This is a genomic window from Flavobacterium sp. S87F.05.LMB.W.Kidney.N, assembly GCF_004366435.1.
Taxonomy (GTDB): domain Bacteria; phylum Bacteroidota; class Bacteroidia; order Flavobacteriales; family Flavobacteriaceae; genus Flavobacterium.
This window is the reverse complement of the sequence record NZ_SODX01000003.1, coordinates 519,666-544,876: the sequence shown is the minus strand read 5'-3', so window position 1 is coordinate 544,876 and position 25,211 is coordinate 519,666. Positions and strand designations below refer to the sequence as shown.

General features: G+C 33.2%; 24 protein-coding genes and 2 pseudogenes. 19 read left to right on the top strand and 7 right to left on the bottom strand.

The window, feature by feature from the left end:
- Positions 1-73 precede the first annotated feature (73 nt).
- Positions 74-424 (bottom strand): 4Fe-4S dicluster domain-containing protein, encoded by a 351-nt coding sequence (locus EDB96_RS11600; protein WP_057118719.1) that lies wholly within the window; start codon positions 422-424, stop codon positions 74-76.
- A gap of 137 nt (positions 425-561) precedes the next feature.
- Here EDB96_RS11600 and EDB96_RS11595 point away from each other — a divergent pair, with 137 nt between their 5' ends.
- From EDB96_RS11595 to EDB96_RS11565, 7 genes are all read left to right on the top strand, one after another.
- Positions 562-1,635 (top strand): acyl-CoA reductase, encoded by a 1,074-nt coding sequence (locus EDB96_RS11595; protein ID WP_134140891.1) that lies wholly within the window; start codon positions 562-564, stop codon positions 1,633-1,635.
- Positions 1,636-1,728: 93 nt separating this feature from the next.
- Entirely contained in the window at positions 1,729-2,799 is a 1,071-nt protein-coding gene (gene serC, locus EDB96_RS11590; protein ID WP_134140889.1) for a 3-phosphoserine/phosphohydroxythreonine transaminase, read from the top strand.
- Between the two features lie 144 nt (positions 2,800-2,943).
- The gene (locus tag EDB96_RS11585) at positions 2,944-3,894 is read left to right on the top strand and encodes a D-2-hydroxyacid dehydrogenase (RefSeq protein ID WP_057118726.1); all 951 of its coding nucleotides are present in this window, start codon (positions 2,944-2,946) and stop codon (positions 3,892-3,894) included.
- A 102-nt stretch (positions 3,895-3,996) separates the two neighbouring features.
- Positions 3,997-4,560: a DUF937 domain-containing protein gene (locus EDB96_RS11580; RefSeq protein WP_057118728.1), complete on the top strand. Its 564-nt coding sequence runs from the start codon at positions 3,997-3,999 to the stop codon at positions 4,558-4,560.
- A 177-nt stretch (positions 4,561-4,737) separates the two neighbouring features.
- Positions 4,738-5,175, top strand: a complete 438-nt coding sequence (locus tag EDB96_RS11575; RefSeq protein ID WP_134140887.1) for a DUF6146 family protein — start codon at positions 4,738-4,740, stop codon at positions 5,173-5,175.
- Between the two features lie 33 nt (positions 5,176-5,208).
- Positions 5,209-5,514: a DUF6787 family protein gene (locus tag EDB96_RS11570; protein ID WP_057118734.1), complete on the top strand. Its 306-nt coding sequence runs from the start codon at positions 5,209-5,211 to the stop codon at positions 5,512-5,514.
- 364 nt (positions 5,515-5,878) lie between these two features.
- Positions 5,879-8,659, top strand: a complete 2,781-nt coding sequence (locus tag EDB96_RS11565) for a T9SS type A sorting domain-containing protein (RefSeq protein WP_134140884.1) — start codon at positions 5,879-5,881, stop codon at positions 8,657-8,659.
- 23 nt (positions 8,660-8,682) lie between these two features.
- On the opposite strand, the gene EDB96_RS11560 is transcribed toward EDB96_RS11565, so the two are convergent.
- Positions 8,683-8,979 carry a hypothetical protein gene (locus EDB96_RS11560; protein WP_057118739.1) on the bottom strand — a complete coding sequence of 99 codons (297 nt, stop codon included), beginning with the start codon at positions 8,977-8,979 and terminating at the stop codon, positions 8,683-8,685.
- Positions 8,980-9,200: 221 nt separating this feature from the next.
- On the opposite strand from EDB96_RS11560, the pseudogene EDB96_RS21295 reads away from it, so the two are divergent.
- The 6 genes and pseudogenes from EDB96_RS21295 to EDB96_RS11535 form a co-directional block, all read left to right on the top strand.
- Positions 9,201-9,413: pseudogene (locus tag EDB96_RS21295) on the top strand (ATP-binding cassette domain-containing protein); the annotation flags it as partial.
- Between the two features lie 216 nt (positions 9,414-9,629).
- Positions 9,630-10,079: pseudogene (locus EDB96_RS21290) on the top strand (ABC transporter ATP-binding protein); the annotation flags it as partial.
- Positions 10,079-10,834, top strand: coding sequence for an LIC_10190 family membrane protein (locus tag EDB96_RS11550; RefSeq protein WP_134140880.1), 756 nt, complete (start codon positions 10,079-10,081; stop codon positions 10,832-10,834). The pseudogene EDB96_RS21290 and the gene EDB96_RS11550, both read left to right, overlap by 1 nt.
- Positions 10,835-10,844: 10 nt before the next feature.
- Positions 10,845-11,792: an LIC_10190 family membrane protein gene (locus EDB96_RS11545; protein WP_134140878.1), complete on the top strand. Its 948-nt coding sequence runs from the start codon at positions 10,845-10,847 to the stop codon at positions 11,790-11,792.
- Positions 11,785-12,549, top strand: a complete 765-nt coding sequence (locus tag EDB96_RS11540; RefSeq protein WP_057118741.1) for a TIGR02757 family protein — start codon at positions 11,785-11,787, stop codon at positions 12,547-12,549. Before EDB96_RS11545 ends, EDB96_RS11540 begins: the two co-directional genes overlap by 8 nt.
- Positions 12,550-12,662: 113 nt before the next feature.
- Entirely contained in the window at positions 12,663-14,015 is a 1,353-nt protein-coding gene (locus EDB96_RS11535) for a DEAD/DEAH box helicase (RefSeq protein WP_134140876.1), read from the top strand.
- Positions 14,016-14,162: 147 nt separating this feature from the next.
- Here EDB96_RS11535 and EDB96_RS11530 read toward each other — a convergent pair whose 3' ends face one another.
- Positions 14,163-15,275: a lactonase family protein gene (locus tag EDB96_RS11530; protein ID WP_134140874.1), complete on the bottom strand. Its 1,113-nt coding sequence runs from the start codon at positions 15,273-15,275 to the stop codon at positions 14,163-14,165.
- A 226-nt stretch (positions 15,276-15,501) separates the two neighbouring features.
- On the opposite strand from EDB96_RS11530, the gene EDB96_RS11525 reads away from it, so the two are divergent.
- From EDB96_RS11525 to EDB96_RS11510, 4 genes are all read left to right on the top strand, one after another.
- The gene (locus EDB96_RS11525; protein WP_134140872.1) at positions 15,502-17,430 is read left to right on the top strand and encodes a vWA domain-containing protein; all 1,929 of its coding nucleotides are present in this window, start codon (positions 15,502-15,504) and stop codon (positions 17,428-17,430) included.
- Positions 17,431-17,500: 70 nt separating this feature from the next.
- Positions 17,501-18,751 carry a dihydroorotase gene (locus EDB96_RS11520; RefSeq protein ID WP_134140870.1) on the top strand — a complete coding sequence of 417 codons (1,251 nt, stop codon included), beginning with the start codon at positions 17,501-17,503 and terminating at the stop codon, positions 18,749-18,751.
- A 4-nt stretch (positions 18,752-18,755) separates the two neighbouring features.
- Positions 18,756-19,082 carry a hypothetical protein gene (locus EDB96_RS11515; protein ID WP_057119856.1) on the top strand — a complete coding sequence of 109 codons (327 nt, stop codon included), beginning with the start codon at positions 18,756-18,758 and terminating at the stop codon, positions 19,080-19,082.
- A 74-nt stretch (positions 19,083-19,156) separates the two neighbouring features.
- Positions 19,157-19,801, top strand: a complete 645-nt coding sequence (locus EDB96_RS11510; RefSeq protein ID WP_166669295.1) for an alpha/beta hydrolase — start codon at positions 19,157-19,159, stop codon at positions 19,799-19,801.
- A 66-nt stretch (positions 19,802-19,867) separates the two neighbouring features.
- Here the strand turns inward: EDB96_RS11510 and EDB96_RS11505 are convergent, their stop codons facing one another.
- Genes EDB96_RS11505 through EDB96_RS11495 form a run of 3 tightly spaced genes read right to left on the bottom strand, consistent with a single transcriptional unit; the run spans position 19,868 to position 21,618 of the window.
- On the bottom strand, positions 19,868-20,293 hold the full coding sequence (locus tag EDB96_RS11505) for a hypothetical protein (RefSeq protein WP_243839338.1): 426 nt from the start codon (positions 20,291-20,293) through the stop codon (positions 19,868-19,870).
- Positions 20,294-20,337: 44 nt separating this feature from the next.
- A complete protein-coding gene (locus tag EDB96_RS11500; RefSeq protein WP_057118752.1) occupies positions 20,338-20,841 on the bottom strand; it encodes a hypothetical protein in 504 nt (167 codons plus the stop codon).
- A gap of 12 nt (positions 20,842-20,853) precedes the next feature.
- Positions 20,854-21,618 (bottom strand): MBL fold metallo-hydrolase, encoded by a 765-nt coding sequence (locus tag EDB96_RS11495; RefSeq protein ID WP_134140869.1) that lies wholly within the window; start codon positions 21,616-21,618, stop codon positions 20,854-20,856.
- A gap of 90 nt (positions 21,619-21,708) precedes the next feature.
- Between EDB96_RS11495 and EDB96_RS11490 the strand changes: the two genes are divergently transcribed.
- Positions 21,709-23,169, top strand: a complete 1,461-nt coding sequence (locus tag EDB96_RS11490) for a hypothetical protein (RefSeq protein ID WP_057118757.1) — start codon at positions 21,709-21,711, stop codon at positions 23,167-23,169.
- Positions 23,170-23,920: 751 nt separating this feature from the next.
- On the opposite strand, the gene bcp is transcribed toward EDB96_RS11490, so the two are convergent.
- Positions 23,921-24,373 carry a thioredoxin-dependent thiol peroxidase gene (gene bcp / locus EDB96_RS11485; protein WP_134140868.1) on the bottom strand — a complete coding sequence of 151 codons (453 nt, stop codon included), beginning with the start codon at positions 24,371-24,373 and terminating at the stop codon, positions 23,921-23,923.
- Between the two features lie 119 nt (positions 24,374-24,492).
- Between bcp and EDB96_RS11480 the strand changes: the two genes are divergently transcribed.
- Positions 24,493-25,170, top strand: coding sequence for an endonuclease III domain-containing protein (locus EDB96_RS11480; RefSeq protein ID WP_134140866.1), 678 nt, complete (start codon positions 24,493-24,495; stop codon positions 25,168-25,170).
- Positions 25,171-25,211: the final 41 nt, after the last annotated feature.

Below are 25,211 nucleotides of genomic sequence, written 5' to 3'. Positions count from 1 at the left end.
AAAATATTTCAATTTTATGCAAAAAAAATCCTGAGTATAAACTCAGGATTATATTTTAAATAACTTAAAGTAATTATTCTCCGTGTAAAAACGCTTGTCTTTGTAACAAAGTTTCTTCGTCTTCTACGTGATTATCATCTGGCACACAACAGTCTACCGGACAAACCGCAGCACATTGAGGCTCATCGTGGAAACCTTTACATTCTGTACATTTTCCTGGCACGATATAGTAAACCTCGTCAGAAATTGGAGTTTGAGCATCGTCTGCATCAACTTCAGTTCCGTCAGGTAAAACTATCTTTCCAGTAAGACTTGTTCCATCTTTATATCTCCAGTCATCTGCTCCTTCATATATTGCTGTATTCGGGCACTCTGGTTCGCAGGCCCCGCAGTTTATGCATTCGTCAGTTATAATAATTGCCATTTTTTTCGTAGTTACATGTTAAAAGTTATAAGAATATAAGTTTAAAATATCAAAGATTTGAATCTACTTTGCCTTATAACGTAATATAGCTTATTTTTGTGCAAAATTACAATCAAAACAATTCATAAGCAAACATTATGACATTAGAAACAAAAAAAAGTGTTTTTGTTGAATTAGGAAAATTTTTAAGTCAGTTTTCTGAAGAGCAATCCGTGCAAAAATCTGACGTTTTATATAATGATATCTTTTTTGAAGATTTTAAAAAACTTATACATTTATCCCAATCTCATAACGGATGGTATACACCGGAGCAAGTTTACTTCGCATTACAGTCTTGGGCAGAAGCTTTAACAGATGAGAATCTCGAAAAATGGCTTTCTCAATACGAAGCTGACTTCGCTCAAAATGACATCAAAGAAAAAACAGTTGCTTTGATATTAGCTGGAAATATTCCATTAGTTGGTTTTCATGATTTTTTATCGGTCTTAATTACAGGCAATAAAGCTTTAATAAAAACATCATCAAACGATCAGCATTTACTGCCTTTTTTGGCCAAGTATTTAATTGCTGTAGATGAAAGTTTGAAAGATAAGATCACTTTCGTGGAAGGAAAACTAGAAAATTTCGATGCTGTAATTGCTACAGGAAGCAACAATACTTCTCGCTATTTCGAATACTATTTTAAAGATAAGCCATCGATTATTCGCAAAAACCGAAATTCGGCAGCTATTTTAACGGGTAAAGAAACACATGAAGAACTAGAGCAATTAGGCGAAGATATTTTTAGATATTTTGGTTTAGGATGCCGAAATGTTTCTAAACTTTTTGTCCCTAAAGGATATTCTTTTGATGCCTTTTTTCAGGCCATTTTCAAATATCAGGATGTTATTCATTATGAAAAGTATGCTAATAATTACGATTACAATAAAGCTGTTTTTTTAATGAGTAATTTTAAATTGTTAGACAATGGTTTTCTAACCTTGAAAGAAGATTCGAGCTACGCCTCTCCTATTTCGAGTGTTTTTTATGAATATTATGAAAACCTTGAAGAACTTCAAAAACGCCTTGAAACCGATTCAGAGCAAATTCAATGCATTGTTGGTACCAATTTAACAAGTGACACTATTGCATTCGGAGAAACGCAAAAACCTCAATTGTGGGATTACGCAGATAATGTCGATACTATAACGTTTTTGTTAACAACAAAGTAATAAAATGTTTAATTATTTCGAATATTTTAACGCTTTTTCGGCTCTTATTACCGAAATTTGCGTCTTTAAAATTTTCGACTATTAACAACAACCATGAAAAAACACAACTACAGCGCAGGACCAAGTATTTTACCTCAGGAAGTTTTTGAGAAAGCATCAAAAGCAATTTTAAATTTTAATGATTCAGGATTATCTATTCTTGAAATTTCGCACAGAAGCAAAGATTTTGTTGCCGTTATGGAAGAAGCCCGATCCCTTGCTTTAGAATTATTAGGACTTCAAGGAAAAGGTTATCAAGCTTTATTTTTACAAGGTGGTGCAAGTACAGCATTCTTAATGGCTCCATATAACTTAATGAAAGAAAATGGAAAAGCAGCTTACTTAGACTCAGGAACATGGGCAACTGCTGCTATTAAAGAAGCTAAACTTTTTGGAGAAACTGTTATCGTTGGTTCTTCAAAAGACGACAATTATACTCATATTCCAAAAGGTTACGAAATCCCAGCTGATGCTGATTATTTCCACTGCACAAGTAATAATACGATTTTTGGAACTCAAATGAAAGATTTCCCAGCAACAAATATTCCTGTTGTATGCGATATGAGTTCTGATATTTTTTCACGCGAATTAGATTTTTCTAAATTTGACTTGATCTACGCTGGAGCTCAAAAAAATATGGGACCTGCAGGAACAACTCTTGTTGTGGTTAAAGAAGAAATCTTAGGTAAAAACGGAAGAACAATTCCTAGTATGTTAGATTATGCTAAACATATCAAAGCAGAAAGTATGTACAATACTCCTCCTGTTTTCTCTGTTTACGTTTCTCTTTTAACTTTACAATGGATCAAAGAAAAAGGCGGAATTGCTGCTGTTGAAAAATTAAACAACGCAAAAGCAGCTTTACTTTACGCTGAAATCGACAGAAACCCATTATTCAAAGGCGCAGCAGCAGTTGAAGATCGTTCGAATATGAATGTAACTTTCTTACTGAACAATCCTGAACACACTGAAACTTTTGACGCTTTATGGAAAGCTGCAAACATTTCTGGATTGCCAGGACACCGTTCTGTTGGTGGTTACAGAGCTTCTATCTACAACGCAATGCCAATCGAAAGCGTTCAGGTTTTGGTTGACGTAATGAAAGCATTGGAATCTAAAGTTTAGTTTTCAGTTTCAGTCTCAGTCTCAGTTTTCAGCTAAAAATATCAAAAAAAAAGAAAAATCAAATAGTTGGTTCATCGATTAAACAATTAAACGTATAAACAGTTAAACCTTTACACGATTCACCAAATAAACAATAAACACACAATGAAAGTATTAGCAAATGATGGAATTTCTAAAAGTGGAATTCTAGCCTTAGAAAAAGGCGGATTTGAAGTTATAACTACAAAAGTAGCTCAAGAACAAGTAGCTAACTATATAAACGAAAACAATATTGACGTAATTTTAGTTCGTAGCGCAACTAAAGTTCGTAAAGACATTATCGACGCTTGTCCTGGTATTAAAATTATCGGACGTGGTGGTGTTGGTATGGATAACATTGATGTTGACTATGCTAAAAGCAAAGGAATCCATGTAATCAATACTCCGGCTTCATCTTCAGAATCTGTTGCTGAATTGGTGTTCGGACACTTATTTAATGGTGTACGTTTTTTACATGATTCTAATAGAAATATGCCTCTTGAAGGAGATACTAATTTTGACGGTTTGAAAAAAGCTTACGCTAACGGAACTGAATTAAGAGGTAAAACTTTAGGTATTGTTGGTATTGGCCGTATTGGCCAGGCTACTGCAAAAATGGCTCTTGGTTTAGGAATGAAAGTTATCGCTGCAGATAGTTTTATTCCAGAAGTAGATATTAAAGTTGAATTTTTTGACGGACAATCTATCACAACTAAAGTAGTTTCTCAATCTTTAGAATCTTTATTTAAAGAAGCTGATTTCATCACATTACACGTTCCTGCTCAAAATGGTTACATCATTGGAGAGAAAGAATTTGAAATCATGAAAGATGGCGTTGGAATTGTTAACTGTGCTCGTGGAGGTGTTATTGACGAGGTTGCTTTAGTAAAAGCATTAGATTCTGGAAAAGTTGCTTTTGCTGGATTAGATGTTTTTGAAAATGAGCCAAAACCAGAAATGGCAATTTTAATGCACTCTAAAATCTCTTTGACGCCGCACATTGGAGCTGCAACTGGAGAGGCACAAGATAGAATTGGTACTGAACTAGCTTCACAAATTATTACTTTGCTAAGCTAATAAACTATAATTAAATCACTTACAAGGGATTTATTAACATCGTTTAATAAATCCCTTTCTTTTTTTGTTTAAATTTGAGTTCTAATCTAAATCCTAAAAATCATGTTTGAACAATTAACCCAATTAGTACAACAATATGGAGGCGATGCAGTTGTAAACAATAACGCTGTTCCAAACGAACACAACGAAGCCGTAATCAATGAAACCAGTAGTTCTATTTTTGAAAGTTTAAAAAAGATTGTTTCTGAAGGCGGCACCGAACAAATTGCAGGATTGTTTAGCGGTAAAGAAGCTATTGATAGTTCAAATCCTGTAGTACAACAAATTCAACAACAATTAAGCGGCAGTCTTGGTCAAAAATTCGGATTAAGCAGTGCAGACTCAAACGGAGTTGCGTCTAATTTAATTCCGCAGATTTTAGGTTCTTTAGTTAATAAAGCAAAAGATCCAAACGATAATAGTTTTCAAATTTCTGACATCATCAACTCTATTTCAGGAAACAGCGGACAAGCTTCAGGAATAATGGATACCATTTCTAAATACGGAATGCAATTCGGTCTAGACCAAAACAACGACGGAAAAGTAGATGTTGCTGATGTTCTTGTAGTAACCAAAAGCAAAGGCGGTATAGCTGGATTTATTGGGAAATTGTTTGGAAGTAAATAGTCGTAAATAGTCTAGGTACAAAGGTTTAAAGTGACAAAGGAACAAAGGCCTTAAGAAAACTCTAAAAACTGATTGCAAATTGTAATCAGTTTTTATTTTTATAAGTAAGAAGTTAAACCTTTGTTACTTTAAACCTTTGTTCCTCTGAACCTTAAAAAAAATTCGTAAATTTAAATCATGAAAAAATGCGTTTCCATATTGATTGTAGTATTAACAGTAATTGCTTGTTCAACAGCTTCGCAGAATAATATTGCGAGCAATAATAATGCAGTAAACAAAAAGGGAAATGATACTGTTAGAATTGCAAACGATTCTTTAGAATACGAAGTAATAATTATAGATAATGGTTTCAATACCTGGTTAAATTCTCGTGCGCTTCCTAGACATTATTATACATTAAATTATCTCGAAAATAAAAATTATCAATATGTTGTGGAATGGAACATTCGAGCTTCACAACCCAATCGTTACAATCCGAATTTATACGAAATGACTATAGATTACCAACCGCAGATTCGTTATGGATACGAAGTGAATTATTTAATTTATAACTATATGATTTATTTTCAAAATACTTACAAACAAAAGCTCGCGGGGTATGTTCCGCAAAGATAATGTTAGTATATTTGTAATGGTTATAAATAAATAATGGACAGACTTAAAAAACGCTGGGGAATCACATCCAACCTACAAGCCATAATCATATTTATTGTTTTTGCTATCACTGGATCAGCATCTGCATGGATTTCTAGACCTTTCTGCGACTGGATCGGAATTTATAAAGAAGATTTCGGGGCTGTTTGGTTTACTTTAATCCGTTTATTAATCATTTTTCCTATTTACCAAGTTTTATTAGTTGCCATAGGAACCCTATTTGGTCAATTCCGTTTCTTCTGGAATTTCGAAAAGAAAATGCTCAAAAGAATGGGGCTTGGATTTCTTTTTAAAGATTAATTTAATTATTTCTTTTAAAACAAACCGTTCTGGTTAAGACCTATTCTTAATCACAATATTTTATTTATTTTAATTTCTTCAAGTCAATAAATCTTTTTCTCTCAAACCAATTCATTTTTACTCAATCCCTTTATTTATCTAATATAAACAATGTAAAAAATTTATACAAAAAAAGTATAATCCGTTTTTTTTATATTAATTTACTACGAAAACAGCATACAGAACAGGATGGTGCAGGATAGTTTGTTTTGAAGTAATAATAATCTTTACAGTAGTGAAAATCGTTTTTTAAACCTGATAATCAGTTGTTTAAAATTATTTTCTAACTAAGATTATTTTACTTACTAACCAAACCACCATTGACATGCTGAAAAATTACTTAAAACTCTCCGTGATATCGGCCATAACCTGCCTCATTGCGCCGATGACTTTAATTTTTGCCCAAAATCCAATAGTAAAGATTGACTTTGATCAATCTGGAAGACCAAAAGCCGAAGTAAACGATCCAGATTACACAACTTGGGTAATAGCCTCTGGAAATACCAGCACATATACCGAAAATGGAGTTACATTTACTGTAACCAGAGTTGGAGACAAAGGAGATGCTCTAGGAACAAACTGGTACAAAGCAGGAATACAAGCTCCATACTATGCCAGATTAGTGAGCGATGGTCTAACTGTAAAAGGAACAACTGCAAATCTAGGAGGACAGATAGAACTTAAAATAAGCGGATTAACAACTGGCGAACATTCCTTTTTAGCGTTTTTTAATGCTGTAGACAGTCCGTCTGGAAATAACTTTAGCCCAATTGATATTTCTATTAATGGAAATTTGGTTGTCGATAATTTAATTCCGTCTGTAAGAGCTCTTAAAACTGCCGATGCCAAATCTACTTATTTAAAATTTCAAGCTGTAACAGGCACAGATGTTGTGATTTTAATTGCTGCAGAAACCTCAGGTACAGAAAATATTAAAAATATTATGCTTAACGGTTTTGAACTTAATACGCCTAATATTTTTTATCAGGCCACAAATCCAAATCCGAAACAAAATGACGAACATGTTGAATTAACTTCTGGCGGTAAATTACTGCAATGGACTGCGGCGGCAAATGCGGTTTCTCACAATATTTATTTCGGTACAGATCAAGCAGCTGTAGACAATGCCACGACATCTTCGCCAGAATACAAAGGAAATCAAGCTTTAGCAAACACTTCTTATCAAGTAAACGGACTATATACAGGAGCTACTTATTATTGGCGTATTGATGAAGTTCTTGCAAATGGAGTTGAAAAAGGAAATATCTGGCGTTTTCGTCCAGCACAGCTTGCATTTCCAGAAGCTGAGGGATATGGGCGCTTTGCAAGAGGCGGACGAGGTGGAAAAATAGTTGCCGTAACTAATCTAAACGACAGCGGACCTGGAAGTTTCCGTGAAGCTGTTACAAATGATATTGGACCAAGAACCATCATTTTTAATACATCAGGAATAATCCAATTACAATCTCGTCTTGTTTTAAGTCAGCCTTACGTTACAGTTGCAGGACAAACCGCGCCTGGCAAAGGTATTTGCATTCGCTCTGCTCCTTTTGGAGTTACTGGAAATGATGCCGTAGTCCAAAATCTAAGAGTTCGACTTGGCGCTGGACCAACTTTTGACGGAATGGGATTAACTGGTGCTGACAATAGCATTATTGATCATTGTTCCATCAGCTGGACAATTGATGAATCTTTCAGCTCTAGATCAGGAAAAAATATAACTCTGCAAAAAACACTTATTTCTGAAGCTCTAAACGCTGCCAATCATCAAAATTATCCAACAGGAACAGAACATGGTTATGCAGCTACAATTGGTGGAGATATTGGTAGTTTTCACCATAATTTACTAGCACACTGCTACGGTCGTAACTGGAGTCTTGGCGGCGGATTAGACGGAAGCGGTGCCTATACCGGCAGAATGGACATCACAAATAATGTAGTCTACAACTGGGGAAGCAGAACAACCGACGGTGGAACCAAAGAAGTGAATTTTGTAAACAATTATTACAAACCAGGCGCAGGCTCAAAAATATTTGTAGCATTTAATCAGCAGAATGAAGGCGTTGGAACTGGAATGCAGCAATGTTATTTTAACGGAAATGTGATGCCGGGCTACTTCGACGAAAGCAATCAAACTGCAGGAAGAAAAGCTTCAGGAAATACTGTTACATATGAAAATTTTGTCAACACACCCTTTTTCCCTTCTTATGTAACTACGCAATCTGCCAAAAATGCTTATAAAATTGTACTGTCGGATGTGGGATGTACACAGCCTGAATTTGACGAACATGACCAGAGAATTATCACAGAAACTTTAAACGGAACCTATTCTGCTGTTGGAAGCGTAACTGGAAAACCTGGATTTCCAGATAACGAAGCTGATGTTGGAGGATTTGAAATTTACCCAATTGTAAATAGAGATGCCAATTGGGATACTGATCAAGACGGACTTCCAAATTGGTGGGAAACTATTATTGGAACTAATGCAAACTCTGCAATTGGTGATTTTTCAGATGCAAATGCTGATAACGATTTAGATGGATACACAAATCTTGACAAATACCTGCAATGGATGTCTTTACCACATTATGAATCTCCAGAAGGAACAAAAATTGACATCAATATTCAAAAATTATCAAGAGGATTTACAAGTGGTGTTTCGTATGCTATTTCAAATGTTGTGAACGGAAATGCAGTACTTAATACTGATACAGTTGCATTTTCTCCAGCAGCCAACGGATTATGCTCTTTTGAGTTTACAGTTACCGATTCTGAAGGCGGAACTATGAAGCGAAAGGTAAATATTATAAGCGGACAAAGTTTAACTTTAGGTACTGACCAAGTTGTTAAAGAAGCAAAAGACAACTCTTTTAATGTATGGCCAATTCCGAGCAGGGGGTCTTTTTCAGTCTTTATTAGCAATGAAGAAACAGAAACTGCCGATCTTAAAATCTATGATATTGCTGGAAAAGAGTTAGTACAACAAAAAATTAGAACCAATACAGCCGAAACAATTCATTTAAATTCCAAAGGCGTTTTTCTAATTAAAGTTATTAATCCTCAAACAAACAAAACATCATACATCAAAAAAATAATTGTTCAATAAAGAAAAGGAATTAAAGACGGTTTTTACAAGCCGTCTTTATTTTTTTGAAAGAAATAAGTATAAATCCATGTTAATGTAAAAGAAGGAATTACATCCGTAAAAGGTATAATTTCTTCTACAAAAGTCAAAATACTTGCCACCCTTCCTACGCGTCCTTTATACATTCTAGTCATAATAAAAGCAGCAATTGGCGCCCAAATCACATCCGAAAATTCGCCCACAAGCGGTATCGAAAATGAAACCATACCAATAGCATCCAAAATTAAACCGATTATTAATTTGGACGTTCTGTTATCTTCAACAACATTTAAATCTTGCATTTTGATCTGTATTTGAAGTTTATTCGAAATTAAAAATAAACCATTAAACTCTGTTATTTCTTTTTCGTATTTAATTTCCACAATTCCCATATCAATAAACGTACCTTTTATTTTAGATTTAAATCCGATCTTTAATGGTATTAAATTGGAATTTGGAATTTAAGACATTGAAATTTGATTCTATACATAATCTTCGTTTCTTTGTAAAAAGAGTTTTCTAAATGATACACGCAAAAAACATACATAAATTCTACGACAAACTTGAAGTTTTAAAAGGAGTCGATTTACATATTAAAAAAGGCGAAATTGTTTCGATTGTCGGTGCATCTGGCGCTGGAAAAACGACTTTACTGCAGATTTTAGGAACTTTAGACAAACCAGATCATAGTCCAGATTCATCATTAACGATTAATGGTAAAAATGTACTGGAATTACAAGATCTCAAAAACGATAATTCAAAACAAGAAAAGACATTTAAAATCATTACTTGGGCTGGCTCTCTTTACATTGTTGTTCTGGCCGTTTATTTGATGTTTTTCAGAACTAAAGTTTTTGATGACACACTTAGGTTAGTAGTTGTTGGAGTCCTTTTTCTGCCAATATTTTCAATGCTTGTTTATTATAACAGATATTTCAAAAAGAAAAGCAGACAAGACAAAACATTATCCGATTTTAGAAATTTAAACCTTGGTTTTATTTTCCAGTTTCATCAGCTTTTACCCGAGTTTACAGCTCTAGAAAACGTTTGTATCCCAGCTTATATCGCCGGAAAAAAAACTTCAGAAACCGAAGCCGAAGCTAAAAAACTGCTTACTTATTTAGGACTTTCACACAGAATTAATCATAAGCCAAGCGAACTTTCTGGCGGAGAACAACAGCGTGTGGCCGTTGCAAGAGCGTTGATCAATAAACCAGATGTTATTTTTGCCGATGAACCTTCTGGAAATCTAGACACGCATTCTGCAGAAAACCTGCATCAATTATTTTTTCAGCTTCGAGACGAATTTGGGCAGACTTTTGTGATCGTAACCCACAACGAAGAATTGGCTAATATGGCTGATAGAAAATTGATAATGTCTGACGGGCAAATTCTTTATTAATGGTTTTAATTATAATTAGCTGGATTTATATTTTAGTCACAACCATTAATTTAGGTGTTAGTTTCGATAAATTAATGAATCTCAGCAATAAAAATTTTGTAATTACATCTATACTTGGGTTGTTCTCAACAACTATACTAGCAAGTATTTGGGCAATTTTCGGAAGAATTAATATCGAATTTCATATTTTTTTAATACTTCTGAATATTTTTTCATTTCTAAAATTTCAAAATTCGATTATTGATCTTTACAAGACATCTTTATTAGAATTACAACAACTGCCAAAAAGACTAAAAATCGTTCTATGTATTATTTCTGTTCTGATTATTTTACAATGTGCATCAATTCCTTTTGTAATTGATAACGAATCGTATTACATTCAAACTATAAAATGGCTTAACGAATATGGCTTTGTAAAAGGACTTTCAAATCTCCATTTATTTTATGGACAGACGAGTGGCTGGCATATTACGCAAAGTGTTTTTAATTTTTCCTTTTTATATAAAAATTTCAATGATTTAAGTGGTTTTTGCTTACTATTAGGAAATGTATTTGCCATTCAGAAACTAAATGAATACAGCAAAAATGACAACAAAAATTATTTGTTAGTTGGATTGCTTCCTTTATTTAATATTTTCTTTTTTCAATTTATAAGTGCACCTTCTCCAGATATTCCTGTTTACATTTTCTCGTTTATTTTTTTCTTTTATTTTTTTCTTTTATTTTTTAGAAAATTTCAAACAAATAACTTCTGAGACATTTGGTTTGCTTTTAATTTTAGTTCTTTTTTTACTCTACATCAAAAACACAACGCTGACATTTGCAGTTTTTCCTTTAATTTTATTAGTTTTTAATTTTAAGACGTTATCAGGAAAACTTCTAAAAGCGATTTTATTAAGCACATTAATAATCGTGCTCTTTTTCATTAAAAACCTAATTCTCTGTGGATCTCTTCTTTTTCCATCTAAAATATTCACATTAATTGCAACAGATTATGCTATCCCGAGTAAAATACAGACTTTTTATTATGACAATCTGAAGTATTATGGCTATTTTATTACAGCGGAACAATATAATTCAATGTCGGTTTGGGATTTATTTATAAGATGGATCACGCTGCCAAAACTGAATGGATTATTTAATAAACTTAGTGTTTTTTTGATTCTAGCCTTACCTTTTTTTATATACAAATTTAAAAATGAAAAAGCTCTTTGGCTCATTTATGTTAATATGATATTGCAAATATTTTTACTTTTAATAACCTCTCCACAATATCGCTTTTTCATTCATTTTGTTTTATTTTTCTCTGTCTTTTGTTTGATATGTTTAATACAGAACAAAAAACTAATAAATGCACTATTAGCACTTTCACAAATCCCAATAGCACTAATTTTATTTTTTCCTTTTAATCTAAGTAAACTTGCAAATCATAAATCGTTGATGGAAATAAGTACATTTTCTATTAACAATATTGTTTTTCCTTACCAAAATACAAAAAGCAATACCTCCTTCGAGACTATACAATTAGGAAATTTGAAGTATAATTCTCCTCAAAAAAATGCTTTTTTATGGGCAAGCGGTAATGGAGATTTACCTTGTGTCAATAAAAAACAAGTTGATACTTTTGAAAAATACTTTCAGTACATTCCCCAAATGCGTACTAATGAATTAAAAGATGGATTTTACGCAAAAAAAATCTCAAAAAATGAATAAAAAAGAACTCAAAGAATTTTTAGACGAAAAAGTCATTCAATATAATAATCAGGATTTTATTGAAAGTGATCCTGTACAGATTCCGCATCTTTTCAGCCAAAAAGAAGACATTGAAATTGCTGGTTTTTTAAGCGCATCAATTGCTTGGGGAAATCGCAAAATGATTATTAAGAATTCGCATAAAATGATGGAATTAATGGGCAATACACCTTATGATTTCGTCATGTCACATTCTGATGAAGATTTGGCCAGACTTGAAACTTTCGTCCATCGAACTTTTAACGGAAATGATTTTTCTGGTTTTATAAAAGGTTTAAAGCACATTTATGCAAACCACAACGGACTTGAAGCTGTTTTTGCTAAAAACCAACAAGAAAATAGTCTGCAGAAAAGTATTCACGAATTCAAAAAAATATTCTTTGAGATCGATCATTTAGCGAGAACGCAGAAACACATTTCAGATCCGTTAAACAATTCGGCTGCCAAAAGAATTAATATGTATCTACGCTGGATGGTACGTCAAGATACAAAAGGCGTTGATTTAGGAATCTGGAAAAGTATTTCTCCTGCTGCCCTATCTTGTCCGCTTGATGTACATTCTGGAAACGTTGCCCGCAAACTTGAAATTCTTTCGCGAAAGCAAAACGACGCAAAAGCTTTACTGGAATTAGATACAAAATTAAGAGAAATGGATGCGCAAGATCCTGTAAAATATGACTTTGCTTTGTTTGGATTGGGAGTTTTTGAAGGGTTTTAAAATTTTAAATCTGTATGTCAGGCTGACATTCAAGATGGTAATAAGACATCAAAAATTATAAATTCAACAAAAAACCGTGAATTTAACGTACATTTGCACAAAATTTAAAGCAAATGAGCACTTTCGAAAAATTTAATCTTCCAAAATCAGTACAAAAAGCTATAGACGATTTAGGGTTTGTTACACCAACTCCTATTCAGGAAAAATCTTTTTCAGTGATTACTTCTGGGCGAGATATGATGGGAATTGCACAAACCGGAACTGGTAAAACACTTGCTTATTTACTGCCGCTTCTAAAATTATATAAATTTACTAACACCAATACCCCTAAAATTGTAGTTCTTGTTCCAACCCGCGAATTAGTAGTTCAGGTTGTAGAAGAGGTTGAAAAACTGACTAAATACATGTCGGTTAAAACTTTAGGAATTTACGGAGGCGTAAACATTAACACACAAAAGAAAGCCGTTTACGAAGGTGTCGATATTTTAGTGGGAACTCCAGGTCGTACAATGGATTTGGCTCTGGATGCTGTAGTTCGTTTTGACGAAACTCAAAAACTGGTTATTGATGAATTTGACGAAATGTTGAATTTAGGTTTCCGCGCGCAATTGACAGCTCTTTTGGCAATGATGAAACCAAAACGTCAAAACATTTTATTCTCTGCAACAATGACAGACGAAGTTGATGCGATTTTAAATGATTATTTTGATTTTCCTGAAGAAGTTACTTTAGCTGCTTCTGGAACTCCGTTAGAAAAAATTACACAGATTACATATAATGTTCCAAACTTTAATACTAAAGTAAATCTTTTAAGGCATTTACTAGAGACGGACGAAAGCATGGAACGTATTCTGATTTTCGTTAATAATAAAAAGATTTCGGACATGCTTCATACTCGTATTGAAGAAATGTTTGAAGGACAGTTTGGAGTAATTCACTCTAATAAATCGCAGAATTATCGTTTAAGTACAATGGCAGAATTTCAAGAAGGAAATCTGCGCGGATTAATTACTACCGATATTATGGCGAGAGGTTTGGACATTTCTAATATCTCTCACGTTATAAACTTCGAACTTCCAGAATTACCAGAACTTTACATGCACAGAATTGGGCGTACTGGTCGTGCTGATGCAACAGGAACAGCGATCAGTTTTGTTACACCTCGTGAAGAAGAATTTAAAATTGAAGCCGAAGTTTTAATGAATCAGGAACTTAAAATTGCAGATTTCCCAGAAGAAGTTGAGATTTCATCTAAATTAATAGAACCTGAAAAAGACAGACAGCCAATTAAGTTTTTAATGAAAAAACCAAAATTAGACGGCGATGGTGCTTTTCATGAAAAATCGAAAAAGAACAAAAAAGTCAATCTTGGAGGCCCTTCAAAAACAAAAAAGAAAACACATGGTTCTGTTAACAGAAATATGCTGAAGACTAGAGATAAGAAGAGAAAAGATAAGGATAAATAGATTTTTTTAAAGAATCTAAGGTTCTGAGATACTAAGGTTCTAAGTTTAAAAATTACAAAAAAGCTCAAATTTAAAGTGTAATCAACACATTAAATTTGAGCTTTTATCTTAGTCCCTCAGTAACTTAGCCCCTTAGAACCTTAAAAATTATATTTTCGTAAAAACCAATCCAACCGGCGAACACAACTCGATTCTTTTTCCGGTGTCTGTGATTTTTCCAGTTGTTTTATTTCTTTTAAAAATAATGATATCATTAGTATATTGATGACCAACTAAAAGATAATTTCCTGTTGGGTCAATAGCGAAATCTCTTGGACCTTTTCCTAAAGTGCTTTGCTGCTCTACCAATTCAATGGCTCCTGTTTTAAGGATTTTATAAACCGAAATAGAGTTTGCGTCTACACGATCAGAAACATATAAGAAGTTTCCGTCTGGAGAAATTTTAATTGCCGCTGCGCCTGTTCCGCCAGTAAAACCTTTTGGAAGAATGCTTGTTTCAGCAATTAGTTTTAGATTTCCAGTTTTATCATAACTAAAAGTCGTTAAAGTTCCGTCCAATTCCTGAACCAAATACACAAATTTTCCATCTTTACTAAAAGTCAAATGTCTTGGCCCGCTTCCTTTCTTTACATCAACACTACCTTTAAGCGTCAGCATTTCGTTTGTAGAATTCGGATTGTACTTATAAATAAACACTTTATCTAAACCTAAATCATTAGACAAAACGAATTTTTTATCTGGTGAAAAAACAACCATATGCACGTGCGCTTTTTCCTGACGCGCTGCATTTGGACCTTTTCCTTCATGCTGAATTATTTGCTGCACTTCAGTAAGACTTCCATTTGGCTTTTTCTTAAAAACGACAATGTTTCCGCCAGAATAATTGGCAACAATTACATTTTTATCATCATTAATTAAATGACATGGATCTGCACCTAAAGAAGCATTTGTATTCAATAACTTTATTTTTCCTGAAGCTGAATTATAACTAAAAGAACTGACAGCACTTTGAGTTCCGTTTTCGTTTACAGCATAGATAAATTTATTATCAGCAGAAACCGATAAATAACTTGGACTGATAACATTTTCTGAAGAATTCTTTAATTTTAAACCGCCGGAAGATGCATCAAATTCATAAACATAAATTCCGTTGCTTTGACAGGTATTTGTGTAAGTTCCAACCAATAAGTTGAATTTATTTTGAGCTTTTACCGTGGTCAGGGATAAAGCAGAAAATAAAAATAAATATATTTTTTTCATAGTTTGTTTTTTTGAATCAGCTAAAATAAGGAATAAAAATCGTTTTAAAATAGTTTCTTTGTTACAAAAGAAATGGCAAAAGTTACATTTTTCAAACTCCATAAATTTTATCCAGCACTAGTTAATCTCTTACAGAAACTTATTATGGTTTAAATAATTTTTAATTCGTATTTTTGACCAGCATCTTCGCGAAAAACAAAACGTAGTGAAGTAAATCGAAGCCAGAATGCATTTTAAACATCCCGAAATTCTATACTTTCTGTTTTTATTGATCGTTCCAATTTTGGTTCACTTATTTCAATTAAGACGTTTTAAAACCTCTTTTTTTACCAATGTTCGATTCTTAAAAGAACTTGCAATTCAGACACGTAAAAGTTCTAAAATTAAAAAGCGCCTTTTATTGGCTACACGTTTATTACTGCTGACTTTTATAATTTTAGCTTTTGCCCAGCCGTTTTTTCAGGCAGTCGACAGCAAAAATGCTTCAAACGAAATGTATATTGTTTTAGACAATTCGTTTAGTATGCAGGCAAAAGGCAAAAAAGGCGAATTGTTAAAAAGAGCTGTTCAGGAATTGCTTGAAAACACTCCAGAAAACACTCCATTTTCTTTATTAACTAACACCGAAAATTTCTGGAATACCGATATTAAATCTTCTAAAAGTGCTTTACAAAACCTAAAATACAGCGCAGCGCCTTTTGACCTTTCGGCAATAACTGCAAAAATTAAAGCACACAAATCTGCACATAAAAAAGACATTGTAATCATTACAGATGCTGTAGGTTTAAAAGAAAAAGATGTTGCAACTGTAAATTTTGAAGAAAAACCATATTTCATAGTTCCAGAAGCAGAACAAAAAAATAACGTTTCGATCGACAGCGTTAACATTAATCAAACTTTAGAGAATTTCTATGAAATCGGAATTAATTTATCAGCTTACGGCGAAGATTTTAAACCGGTTTCGACTGCTTTGTACAACCAAAATAAATTGATTGCCAAAACGATTGTCAATTTTGACACTAAGAAAAAGAAAATCAATTTTACGATTCCAAAAGAAGCTTTTCATGGATATATAATGATCGAAGATAACGGCTTAACGTATGATAACAAATTGTTTTTCAGCATTTCTAAAAACAAAAAAACAAACGTTATCAGTATCGGCGAACCTGAAAAAAGTAATTTCTTATCTAGAATTTATACTCCAGGCGAATTCAATTACCACAATTATTCGATTAGTTCTTTAGATTACAATAGTTTAGAGAAACAAAATACGATTATTTTAAACGAATTGAATGAAATTCCGCAGGCTTTGCAGACTACTTTAAAAGCTTTTGTTTCTAAAGGCGGTAATTTGGTTGTAATTCCTTCTGAGAAGAGTTCAATTGCTAATTTAAATACTTTGCTGAGTAATTTTGGAAAAGTTCAATTCGGTAATTTAGAAAACAACAGTAAATTAATCACTAAAATTAATTTTGATCATCCGTTATTTTCAGGAGTTTTTGATAACAAAATAACGAATTTTCAATATCCAAAAGTAAATAGTGCATTTGCCGTTTCAAGTTCATATCCTGCTGTCCTTTCCTTTGAAGATCAGACACCTTTTGTAACTTCTGTTCAAAATCAGGTTTCTGGAATAACGGTTTTTACAGCACCAATAAATAGTACAAATTCAAATTTTCAGCAATCACCTTTAATTGTTCCGCTATTTTATAAAATCGCTCAGAACAATCAAAAAACTGGAGTTAACGCATTGACAATAGGAAATAATCAACCTTATTTTGTGGATGTTTTATTAACTAAAGACGCGATTTTGGAAGTAAAAGGAAATGAAGATTCTTTTATTCCGATTCAGCAGATATTGAACAATAAAGTAAAATTAACCTTTAATGATTTTCCTGAAACTGCTGGTAATTACGGTGTTTTCGATAAAAAAGAATGGGTTGAAAATATTAGTTTTAATTACAAACGAACGGAAAGCGATTTGAGTCAGGTAAACACAAATGTAGTTTCTGACTTTAAAACCGCCGATACTATTTCGACCATTTTTAATACCTTACAAACTGAACGAACTGACAGCCAAATTTGGAAATGGTTTGTTATCTTTGCACTGTTATTTTTAGCACTAGAAATGGCAATTATAAAATTTGTAAAATAGAATTCGAGTTTGTTTTAAAGGCATTCAACTTTTTACAAAAATCATCTTACGACAAAAAAATATCTACAATATGAAAATAATCATCAAAAGCGCCAAAATTATCGACTCAAAAAGTCCGTTTCACAATCAGACCGTTGATCTTTTAATTGCAGATGGTTTAATAGAAAAAATAGGCGTTTCACTTCCAAACGATGATGCAGAAATTGTACGTTTCGATGACCTTCACGTTTCGCAGGGCTGGTTTGACAGTAGTGTCTCGCTGGGCGAGCCAGGTTACGAAGACAGAGAAACCATTGCAAACGGTTTAAATGTTGCCGCAAAAAGTGGTTTTACTGCAATTGCACTTCAGCCTAACTCCTTACCAGTTATTGACAATCAGTCTCAGGTAAGTTTTGTGAAAAATAAAGCAAATGGTTTTGCAACAGAAATTTTCCCAATTGGAGCCTTAACTAAAGCAAGTGAAGGAAAAGATATGGCAGAACTTTTCGATATGAAAAATGCCGGCGCTATTGCTTTTGGAGATTACAACAAAAGTATTGACAACGCAAATATCCTTAAAATCGCTTTACAATATGTACAAGATTTTGATGGTTTGGTAATTGCTTACTCGCAAGATCCTAATATTAAAGGAAATGGTGTTGCGAATGAAGGAATTGTTTCTACAAGATTAGGTTTAAAAGGAATTCCAAACTTAGCCGAAGAACTGCAGATTTCAAGAAACTTGTTTTTATTGGAATATACTGGCGGAAAACTTCATATTCCGACCATTTCTACAGCAAAACCGGTTGAATTAATTAGAGAAGCTAAAGCTAAAGGTCTAAATGTAACTTGCAGCGCATCTGTACATCATTTGGTTTTAACAGATGAAAAACTGGACGGATTTGATACTCGCTTTAAAGTTACGCCTCCTTTAAGAACTGAAGTAGACAGACAAGCTTTATTAAATGGAATTGCTGACGGAACTATAGACACAATAACATCTGACCATAATCCGATTGACATTGAATTCAAGAAAATGGAATTTGATACAGCTAAAAACGGAACTATCGGTTTAGAAAGCGCTTTTGGAGCTTTATTAACGGTTTTACCATTAGAAACTGTTATTGCAAAATTGACTTCTGGAAGAACGCTTTTTGGTCTTGAAAACAACACAATCGAAGAAGGTGCAAAAGCAAATTTCACCTTATTTACTCCAGAAGGGAAATCAATATTTACAAAAGAAAACATTCTTTCAAAATCTAAAAATTCTGCTTTTTTAGGAACTGAATTAAAAGGTTCTGTTTATGGAATTTTAAATCAAAATCAACTTGTTACAAAATAATAAAATGAATAATTCAGTCGAAGAAGGAAAATCAATCGCCATTACCAGCTACATTCTAATCATTGGTGTTTTGATCGCCATGAGCATGAATTCTGAAAACAAAAATAGTTTTGCTTCTTTTCATATCCGTCAGGCTTTAGGATTGTCTTTAACCTTTATTTCATTGGGCGCAATAATCAGCAATTTCGACAGCTTTTTTATTACTTTCCCAATGTGGATTTGTATTTCAATTCTATGGACTTTTGGTATTTTTACTGCCATTCAGGGACAAACAAAACCAATTCCGTTAGTTGGAGAATTATTTCAAAAATGGTTTAAAAAGATTGGCTAATTTTTTAAATTTCAATTAAAAAATTCCAAATTCCAAATTCGGAAAATTCACAATTCACAATTCACAATTAAAATATGAATATATCTTTAGAATATAAAATACAAGAACCAAAAGTAATTTTAGATAAAAATCCGTTATTGCTTTTATTGCACGGATACGGAAGTAATGAAGCTGATTTATTTTCATTCGCTTCTGAACTTCCAGACAACTATTACATAATTTCTGCCAGAGCGCCTTACGATTTACAATATGGAGCATACGCTTGGTACGCAATTAATTTTGATGCCGATCAGAATAAATTTTCGGATAACGAACAAGCAAAAACTTCAAGAGATTTAATTGCCAAATTTATTGACGAATTGGTTGCAAATTACCCAATTGATGCGAACAACGTAACTCTGATTGGATTTAGCCAAGGATCTATTTTAAGTTATGCAACAGCACTTTCTTATCCAGAAAAAATTCAAAGAGTAGTGGCAATGAGTGGTTATTTTAATGAAGAAATCATCAAAGAAGGTTTTGAAAACAACGACTTTAAAAACCTTAAAATATTCGCCTCTCACGGAACTGTAGATCAGGTTATTCCGATTGAATGGGCTAGAAAAACTCCAGCAATTTTAGATAAATTAAATGTCCCTGTTGTTTACAAAGAATATCCGGTTGGACATGGAGTTGCTCCGCAGAATTTTTTTGATTTTAAGAATTGGCTGGGTTTGTAGTTTTCAGTTTTCAGTTGCAGTTTTCAGTCTCAACAAACTGTAAACTGCAACTGAATACTGTAAACTTTATTCTCCTGTATAAAGAATCTTCTCTCCTTTCTTTAAAACATAACCTTTCCAAGGAATTAACTGCCAATCGCCGTTAACCCAAGAATCGCCTTCAGATTTTCTTTCTAAAATGATGGATTCTTTTTGAGTGTCTAGAAAAAGTTCAGCTTTGTTTCCATCGAAAATTACGTATGATGCAGTAGTGTATGTTTTACCATCATCATAATGTGACAGTTTTGTTCCTTCAAAAATTCGGATACATTCTTTTTTAAGCGTTGACCAAGTATATCCAGCAGAACCTTTACAGCCGTGAGAATCGGCATCTGCTCCTACTACCACTTCTTTTGCTGGCTCTTTTGGAGTTGTATTTACATTTTCTTGCGCAACTTTTTTGGCACAGGAAAACGCGCTTTCCATAATCAAAAACAAAAACATCTTTTTCATAATCCTATTGATTTAAAGGTCAAAAAAAATAGGATTATAAAATACTATTTTTGATATAACCAAGTTTGATTTACTTCAAAAGTAATATTATCATCGTTATCAACAAAATATTTTAACAAGACTTCTCCCCATAATTCGCCATTGCTGTAATCAGCAATTATCCAACGGTGGTTTAAAATTTTAACTTTGTTGATGATAAATTTATTTGGACCAATCTGATCTTGACCTGTATACGGATTCCCTTTTGGATTTGCATTGAAATCTAATAGTTTCTCCGTAACAACTGGAATCAGTTTTTCATACAAAATTACTTTTCCGCCAGAAGCACTGTTGTCAAAGTAGTTTTGAGCATTTTCGTTATGTTCTAAAGAAAAATAATCAGCTTCGGCCAATTTTGTTTTTACTAGATTGATGCTGTCTCTTAGTTTCTTAGTTGTTTTATCGTATCTATTTTCCGCAAATTTTACTTCACTATTGTAAAAAGCATAAGTAAAGACATTCATTAAAACCGCTAAAATCAGAAGATAAAGCATTAAGGATTTTTTCATTTTGTGGTATAATTAAATTGTAATTTCTAAATTGTCGTAAGCCAGAAAAACATTTTCAGGAAGTTTCTTTTGAACTTCTTCATGAAAACCTAAAACGTGGCTAATATGCGTTAAATAAGCTTTTTCGGGTTTAACGAGATTAATAAAATCTAGCGCTTCCTGCAAGTTAAAATGCGTATCATGAGGTTCAACTCTTAAAGCATTTACAACCAATACTTTCAAGCCTTTCAGTTTATCAATTTCAGCTTGTTCGATTGTTTTTACATCTGTTAAGTATGCAAAATCATCTACTCTGTATCCAAAAACCTGCAAATCGCCATGCATAGCATTTATTGGCACTGCCATTTTATCTCCAATTGCAAAAGGCGCATTATTTTGCACTTCGATTGTTTTAACGCTTGGAGCTCCAGGATATTTGTTTACTGTTTCGAAAACATAATCGAAACGACGTCTTAGATTATCTAAAACGCGTTGATGACCGTAAATAGGGATTTCTCCCTGCCTAAAATTAAACGGACGTATATCGTCTAAACCAGCAGTATGGTCTGCGTGCTCGTGAGTAAATAGAATTGCGTCAAGTTTTCTACAGCCGCAGGAAAGCATTTGCTGTCTAAAATCAGGTCCGCAATCGATGACATAAGAATGCTCGTCCCATGTAATCCAAATGGATACACGAAGCCTTTTATCCTTAGCATCAGTGCTTTTACAAACTGGATGATCGATCCCGATAATCGGAATGCCTTGAGAAGTACCTGTACCTAAAAAATAAACCTTCAATTGAACTTAATTTTTTTACAAAAATAGGATTAATTCTCTTTCATTAGAAGCCTAATTTACTAACTTTGTAACAAATCTATTTAAAATAAAATGGGTACAGAAATAAAACTCAAGGGTGACAAGGTCATCGAACAGATTCCTTCTATAAAAGACAAAGCTTTACGTATTAATTTAAACGAAAATATTTACGGAACATTTGCTGAAATTGGTGCTGGACAAGAGACTGTTAGACATTTTTTCAGATCCGGAGGTTCATCGGGAACAATTGCAAAAGCAATGTCTGCCTATGATAAAGATTTTAGTGATGCGGTTTATGGAGTGGAAAGCGATGGACGATATGTGACTGAAGAGCGTTTGAAAAAAATGCTTACCCATGAAGGACAGATCATCGAAGAGCGTTTAAGCAGAGAAAAACACCCAACAAAACTTTTCTTTAGTTACGCCAATACTGTAGCCACAATAGATTTTGCTAAACAATTTAAAGGTCACGGCTGGGTTGGAATTCGATACCAAATTGAACCAGACGAAGCTTATAACGAAATTATTCTTCACATTCGTTTTAAAGAGACTGACGCTAGACTGCAACAAGAAACACTAGGAATTTTAGGTGTAAACTTAATTTACGGTGCTTTTTACAAATACAACGATCCAAAACGATTACTTCGTTACTTATACGATCACTTAGATAAAGACCAATTAGAAATCGATACTATCAACTTTTCTGGACCTCGTTTTGCCGATGTTGACAATCGTTTGATGAGTTTGCAATTGGTTAAAAACGGAATGACAGATGCCGTAATGTTTAATCCAGATGGAAAGAATGTTTTACCAGCAGCTGTTTTATACAAAAAGAATCTTCTTGCTTTTAGAGGAAGTTTCCGTCCGGTTACAAACGTAAATCTTGACATGTATGAGAAATCTTTAAAAATGTTTCTCGAAGAAAGTAAAGTTGAAAAAAATAATACACTTGTTATTTTTGAAATTACACTTTCAAACTTACGTTCAGACGGTGAGATTGATGAAAGGGATTTTATGGACAGAGCCGAATTACTTTGTTCGCTTGGCCAAACTGTTATGATTTCTAATTTTCAGGAATATTATAAAGTGGTTGAGTATTTTTCTAATTATACCAAAGCCCGAATGGGATTGGCAATGGGTGTAAACAACCTTGTTGATATTTTTGATGAGAAATACTATCGTCATTTAAGTGGTGGAATTTTGGAAGCTTTCGGAAAACTATTCTATCGTGATATGAAAGTATTCTTATACCCAATGCTCGGCGATAATGGTGAAATTATAACTTCTGATAACCTAAAAGTTCATCCTAGAATGAAAGAATTGTACAAATTCTTCAAGTTCAACGGTAAAGTTGTCGACATTAAGGATTATAACCCAAATATATTGAATGTATTCTCACGCGAAGTACTGAAAATGATTGGACAAGGAAAAACCGGCTGGGAACCAATGCTTCCTTCTGGTGTTGCTGAAATTATAAAAGAGCATCATCTTTTTGGATATCATCCGCAAAAAGAGCTTGAACAAAATGCTTAATAAAAAGTCCCAAAATGAAATTTCTTTTTGGGACTTTTTTTGTTTTTAACGCGTGCCCTTCGACTTCGCTCAGGGTGAAAAACTTTTTTTAAGTTTCATATTGATCTTGCGGTTTAATTTTTTAACGCAAAGCACGCTAAGTTTTTTGATAAGCTAGGTTTTAGAAAAACATAAAGTTCGCAAAGCTTTGTGTTGATTGAACTTTGCCAGATAAAACTTGAAATAAAATTTTACTACAGAGCACACTAAGATTCTTTGATAAGCTAGGTTTTAGAAAAACACAAAGTTCGTAAAGCTTTGTGCTGATTTAGCTTTGCCAGATGAAAAACTTGAAATAAAAAATTTACCACAGAGCACACTAAGATTTTTTTGATAAGCTAGGTTTTAGAAAAACACAAAGTTCGCAAAGCTTTGTGTTGATTGAACTTTGCCAGATAAAACTTGAAATAAAATTTTACTACAGAGCACACTAAGATTCTTTGATAAGCTAGGTTTTAGAAAAACACAAAGTCCGCAAAGCTTTGTGTTTAGGCTTTGCCTTATGAAAAACTTGAAATAAAATTTACCGCAGAGCAAACTAAGATTTTTTCAATAAGCTAGGTTTTAGAAAAACGCAAAGTCCGCAAAGCTTTGTATTGAATTAGCTTTGCGAACTTTGTGTTTATAAACGCCACAGATAAAATAAAAAACTTACCGTGCTTTGCGTTAAAAATTAAAACGCCAAGATTAACATGAAACTTGAAACAAAAAATTACTTCAAAATCTGAGAGGCGTGCTCTTTTGTTTTTACATTTTCTATTACTTCTTCAATAATTCCTTTTTCGTCAATTACGAAAGTTGTTCTGTGGATTCCGTCATATTCTTTTCCCATGAATTTTTTCGGCCCCCAAACTCCAAATGCATTAATAACCGATTTGTCTTCGTCTGCAATTAATGGAAAAGGAAACTCGTATTTATCTTTAAATTTAGACTGTGCTTTCTGACTATCGGCACTAACACCTAAAAGTTCATAATTATTAACTTTAAAACGCTCAAAATTATCTCTCAAATCACATGCTTCAGCTGTACATCCTGGCGTACTTGCTTTTGGATAAAAGAAAACCACTAATTTTTTTCCAGCATAATCTGCCAGTTTATGCGCTTTTCCATCTTGATCTACTCCCGAAAAATTTGGCGCTTTATCTCCTGCTTTTAATGTTGTCATATTTCTTATTTTAGATTGTTACTTTTAGAATTTAGATTAAAAATCAAAGATAACTTATAACCCGCAAATCTAACTCATAACTTAGAATTCATTATTTTTACGGGATTAAAATTACGGAAATGAATAAAGAAGCTCGCGTACAATTTGTTATAAATACGTTAAAAGAACTCTACCCTACCATACCTGTCCCGCTAGATCATAAAGATGCTTATACACTTTTAATCGCTGTTTTGCTTTCTGCTCAATGTACCGATGTGCGTGTAAATCAAATTACTCCCATATTATTCGCAAAAGCTGACAATCCGTATGACATGGTTAAAATGTCTGTGGAGGAAATCAAGGAAATTATTCGTCCGTGTGGTTTGTCTCCAATGAAGTCAAAAGGAATTCACGGATTATCAGAAATTTTAATTGAGAAATATAACGGAGAGGTTCCACAAAGTTTTGAAGCACTTGAAGCTTTACCAGCAGTCGGCCACAAAACAGCAAGTGTTGTTATGTCTCAGGCTTTTGGAGTTCCTGCTTTTCCCGTAGACACGCATATTCATCGATTAATGTACAGATGGAACTTATCGAATGGAAAAAATGTGGCTCAAACGGAAAAAGATGCTAAAAGACTATTCCCAAGAGAATTATGGAACGACTTGCATCTGCAGATTATTTGGTACGGACGTGAATATTCACCTGCTAGAGGATGGAGTTTAGAAAAAGATATCATCACAAAAACAATCGGAAAGAAATCTATCATTGAAGAAATGGAAAATCCAAAACCTTCCAAAAAACAAGGCACAAAATAAAAACTTTGTGCCTTTGCTTCTTTGTAACTTTGTACCTTAAA

Coding starts and splice junctions, on each gene's coding strand:
- EDB96_RS11600 (WP_057118719.1), bottom strand. CDS start 424: ATGGCAATTATTATAACTGACGAATGCATAAACTGCGGGGCCTGCGAA.
- EDB96_RS11535 (WP_134140876.1), top strand. CDS start 12,663: ATGAGCACTTTCGAAAAATTTAATCTTCCAAAATCAGTACAAAAAGCT.
- EDB96_RS11500 (WP_057118752.1), bottom strand. CDS start 20,841: ATGAAAAAATCCTTAATGCTTTATCTTCTGATTTTAGCGGTTTTAATG.
- EDB96_RS11585 (WP_057118726.1), top strand. CDS start 2,944: ATGAAAGTATTAGCAAATGATGGAATTTCTAAAAGTGGAATTCTAGCC.
- EDB96_RS11565 (WP_134140884.1), top strand. CDS start 5,879: ATGCTGAAAAATTACTTAAAACTCTCCGTGATATCGGCCATAACCTGC.
- EDB96_RS11530 (WP_134140874.1), bottom strand. CDS start 15,275: ATGAAAAAAATATATTTATTTTTATTTTCTGCTTTATCCCTGACCACG.
- EDB96_RS11520 (WP_134140870.1), top strand. CDS start 17,501: ATGAAAATAATCATCAAAAGCGCCAAAATTATCGACTCAAAAAGTCCG.
- EDB96_RS11580 (WP_057118728.1), top strand. CDS start 3,997: ATGTTTGAACAATTAACCCAATTAGTACAACAATATGGAGGCGATGCA.
- EDB96_RS11490 (WP_057118757.1), top strand. CDS start 21,709: ATGGGTACAGAAATAAAACTCAAGGGTGACAAGGTCATCGAACAGATT.
- EDB96_RS11570 (WP_057118734.1), top strand. CDS start 5,209: ATGGACAGACTTAAAAAACGCTGGGGAATCACATCCAACCTACAAGCC.
- EDB96_RS11505 (WP_243839338.1), bottom strand. CDS start 20,293: ATGAAAAAGATGTTTTTGTTTTTGATTATGGAAAGCGCGTTTTCCTGT.
- EDB96_RS11540 (WP_057118741.1), top strand. CDS start 11,785: ATGAATAAAAAAGAACTCAAAGAATTTTTAGACGAAAAAGTCATTCAA.
- bcp (WP_134140868.1), bottom strand. CDS start 24,373: ATGACAACATTAAAAGCAGGAGATAAAGCGCCAAATTTTTCGGGAGTA.
- EDB96_RS11525 (WP_134140872.1), top strand. CDS start 15,502: ATGCATTTTAAACATCCCGAAATTCTATACTTTCTGTTTTTATTGATC.
- EDB96_RS11515 (WP_057119856.1), top strand. CDS start 18,756: ATGAATAATTCAGTCGAAGAAGGAAAATCAATCGCCATTACCAGCTAC.
- EDB96_RS11595 (WP_134140891.1), top strand. CDS start 562: ATGACATTAGAAACAAAAAAAAGTGTTTTTGTTGAATTAGGAAAATTT.
- EDB96_RS11575 (WP_134140887.1), top strand. CDS start 4,738: ATGAAAAAATGCGTTTCCATATTGATTGTAGTATTAACAGTAATTGCT.
- EDB96_RS11480 (WP_134140866.1), top strand. CDS start 24,493: ATGAATAAAGAAGCTCGCGTACAATTTGTTATAAATACGTTAAAAGAA.
- EDB96_RS11560 (WP_057118739.1), bottom strand. CDS start 8,979: ATGCAAGATTTAAATGTTGTTGAAGATAACAGAACGTCCAAATTAATA.
- EDB96_RS11550 (WP_134140880.1), top strand. CDS start 10,079: ATGGTTTTAATTATAATTAGCTGGATTTATATTTTAGTCACAACCATT.
- serC (WP_134140889.1), top strand. CDS start 1,729: ATGAAAAAACACAACTACAGCGCAGGACCAAGTATTTTACCTCAGGAA.
- EDB96_RS11510 (WP_166669295.1), top strand. CDS start 19,157: ATGAATATATCTTTAGAATATAAAATACAAGAACCAAAAGTAATTTTA.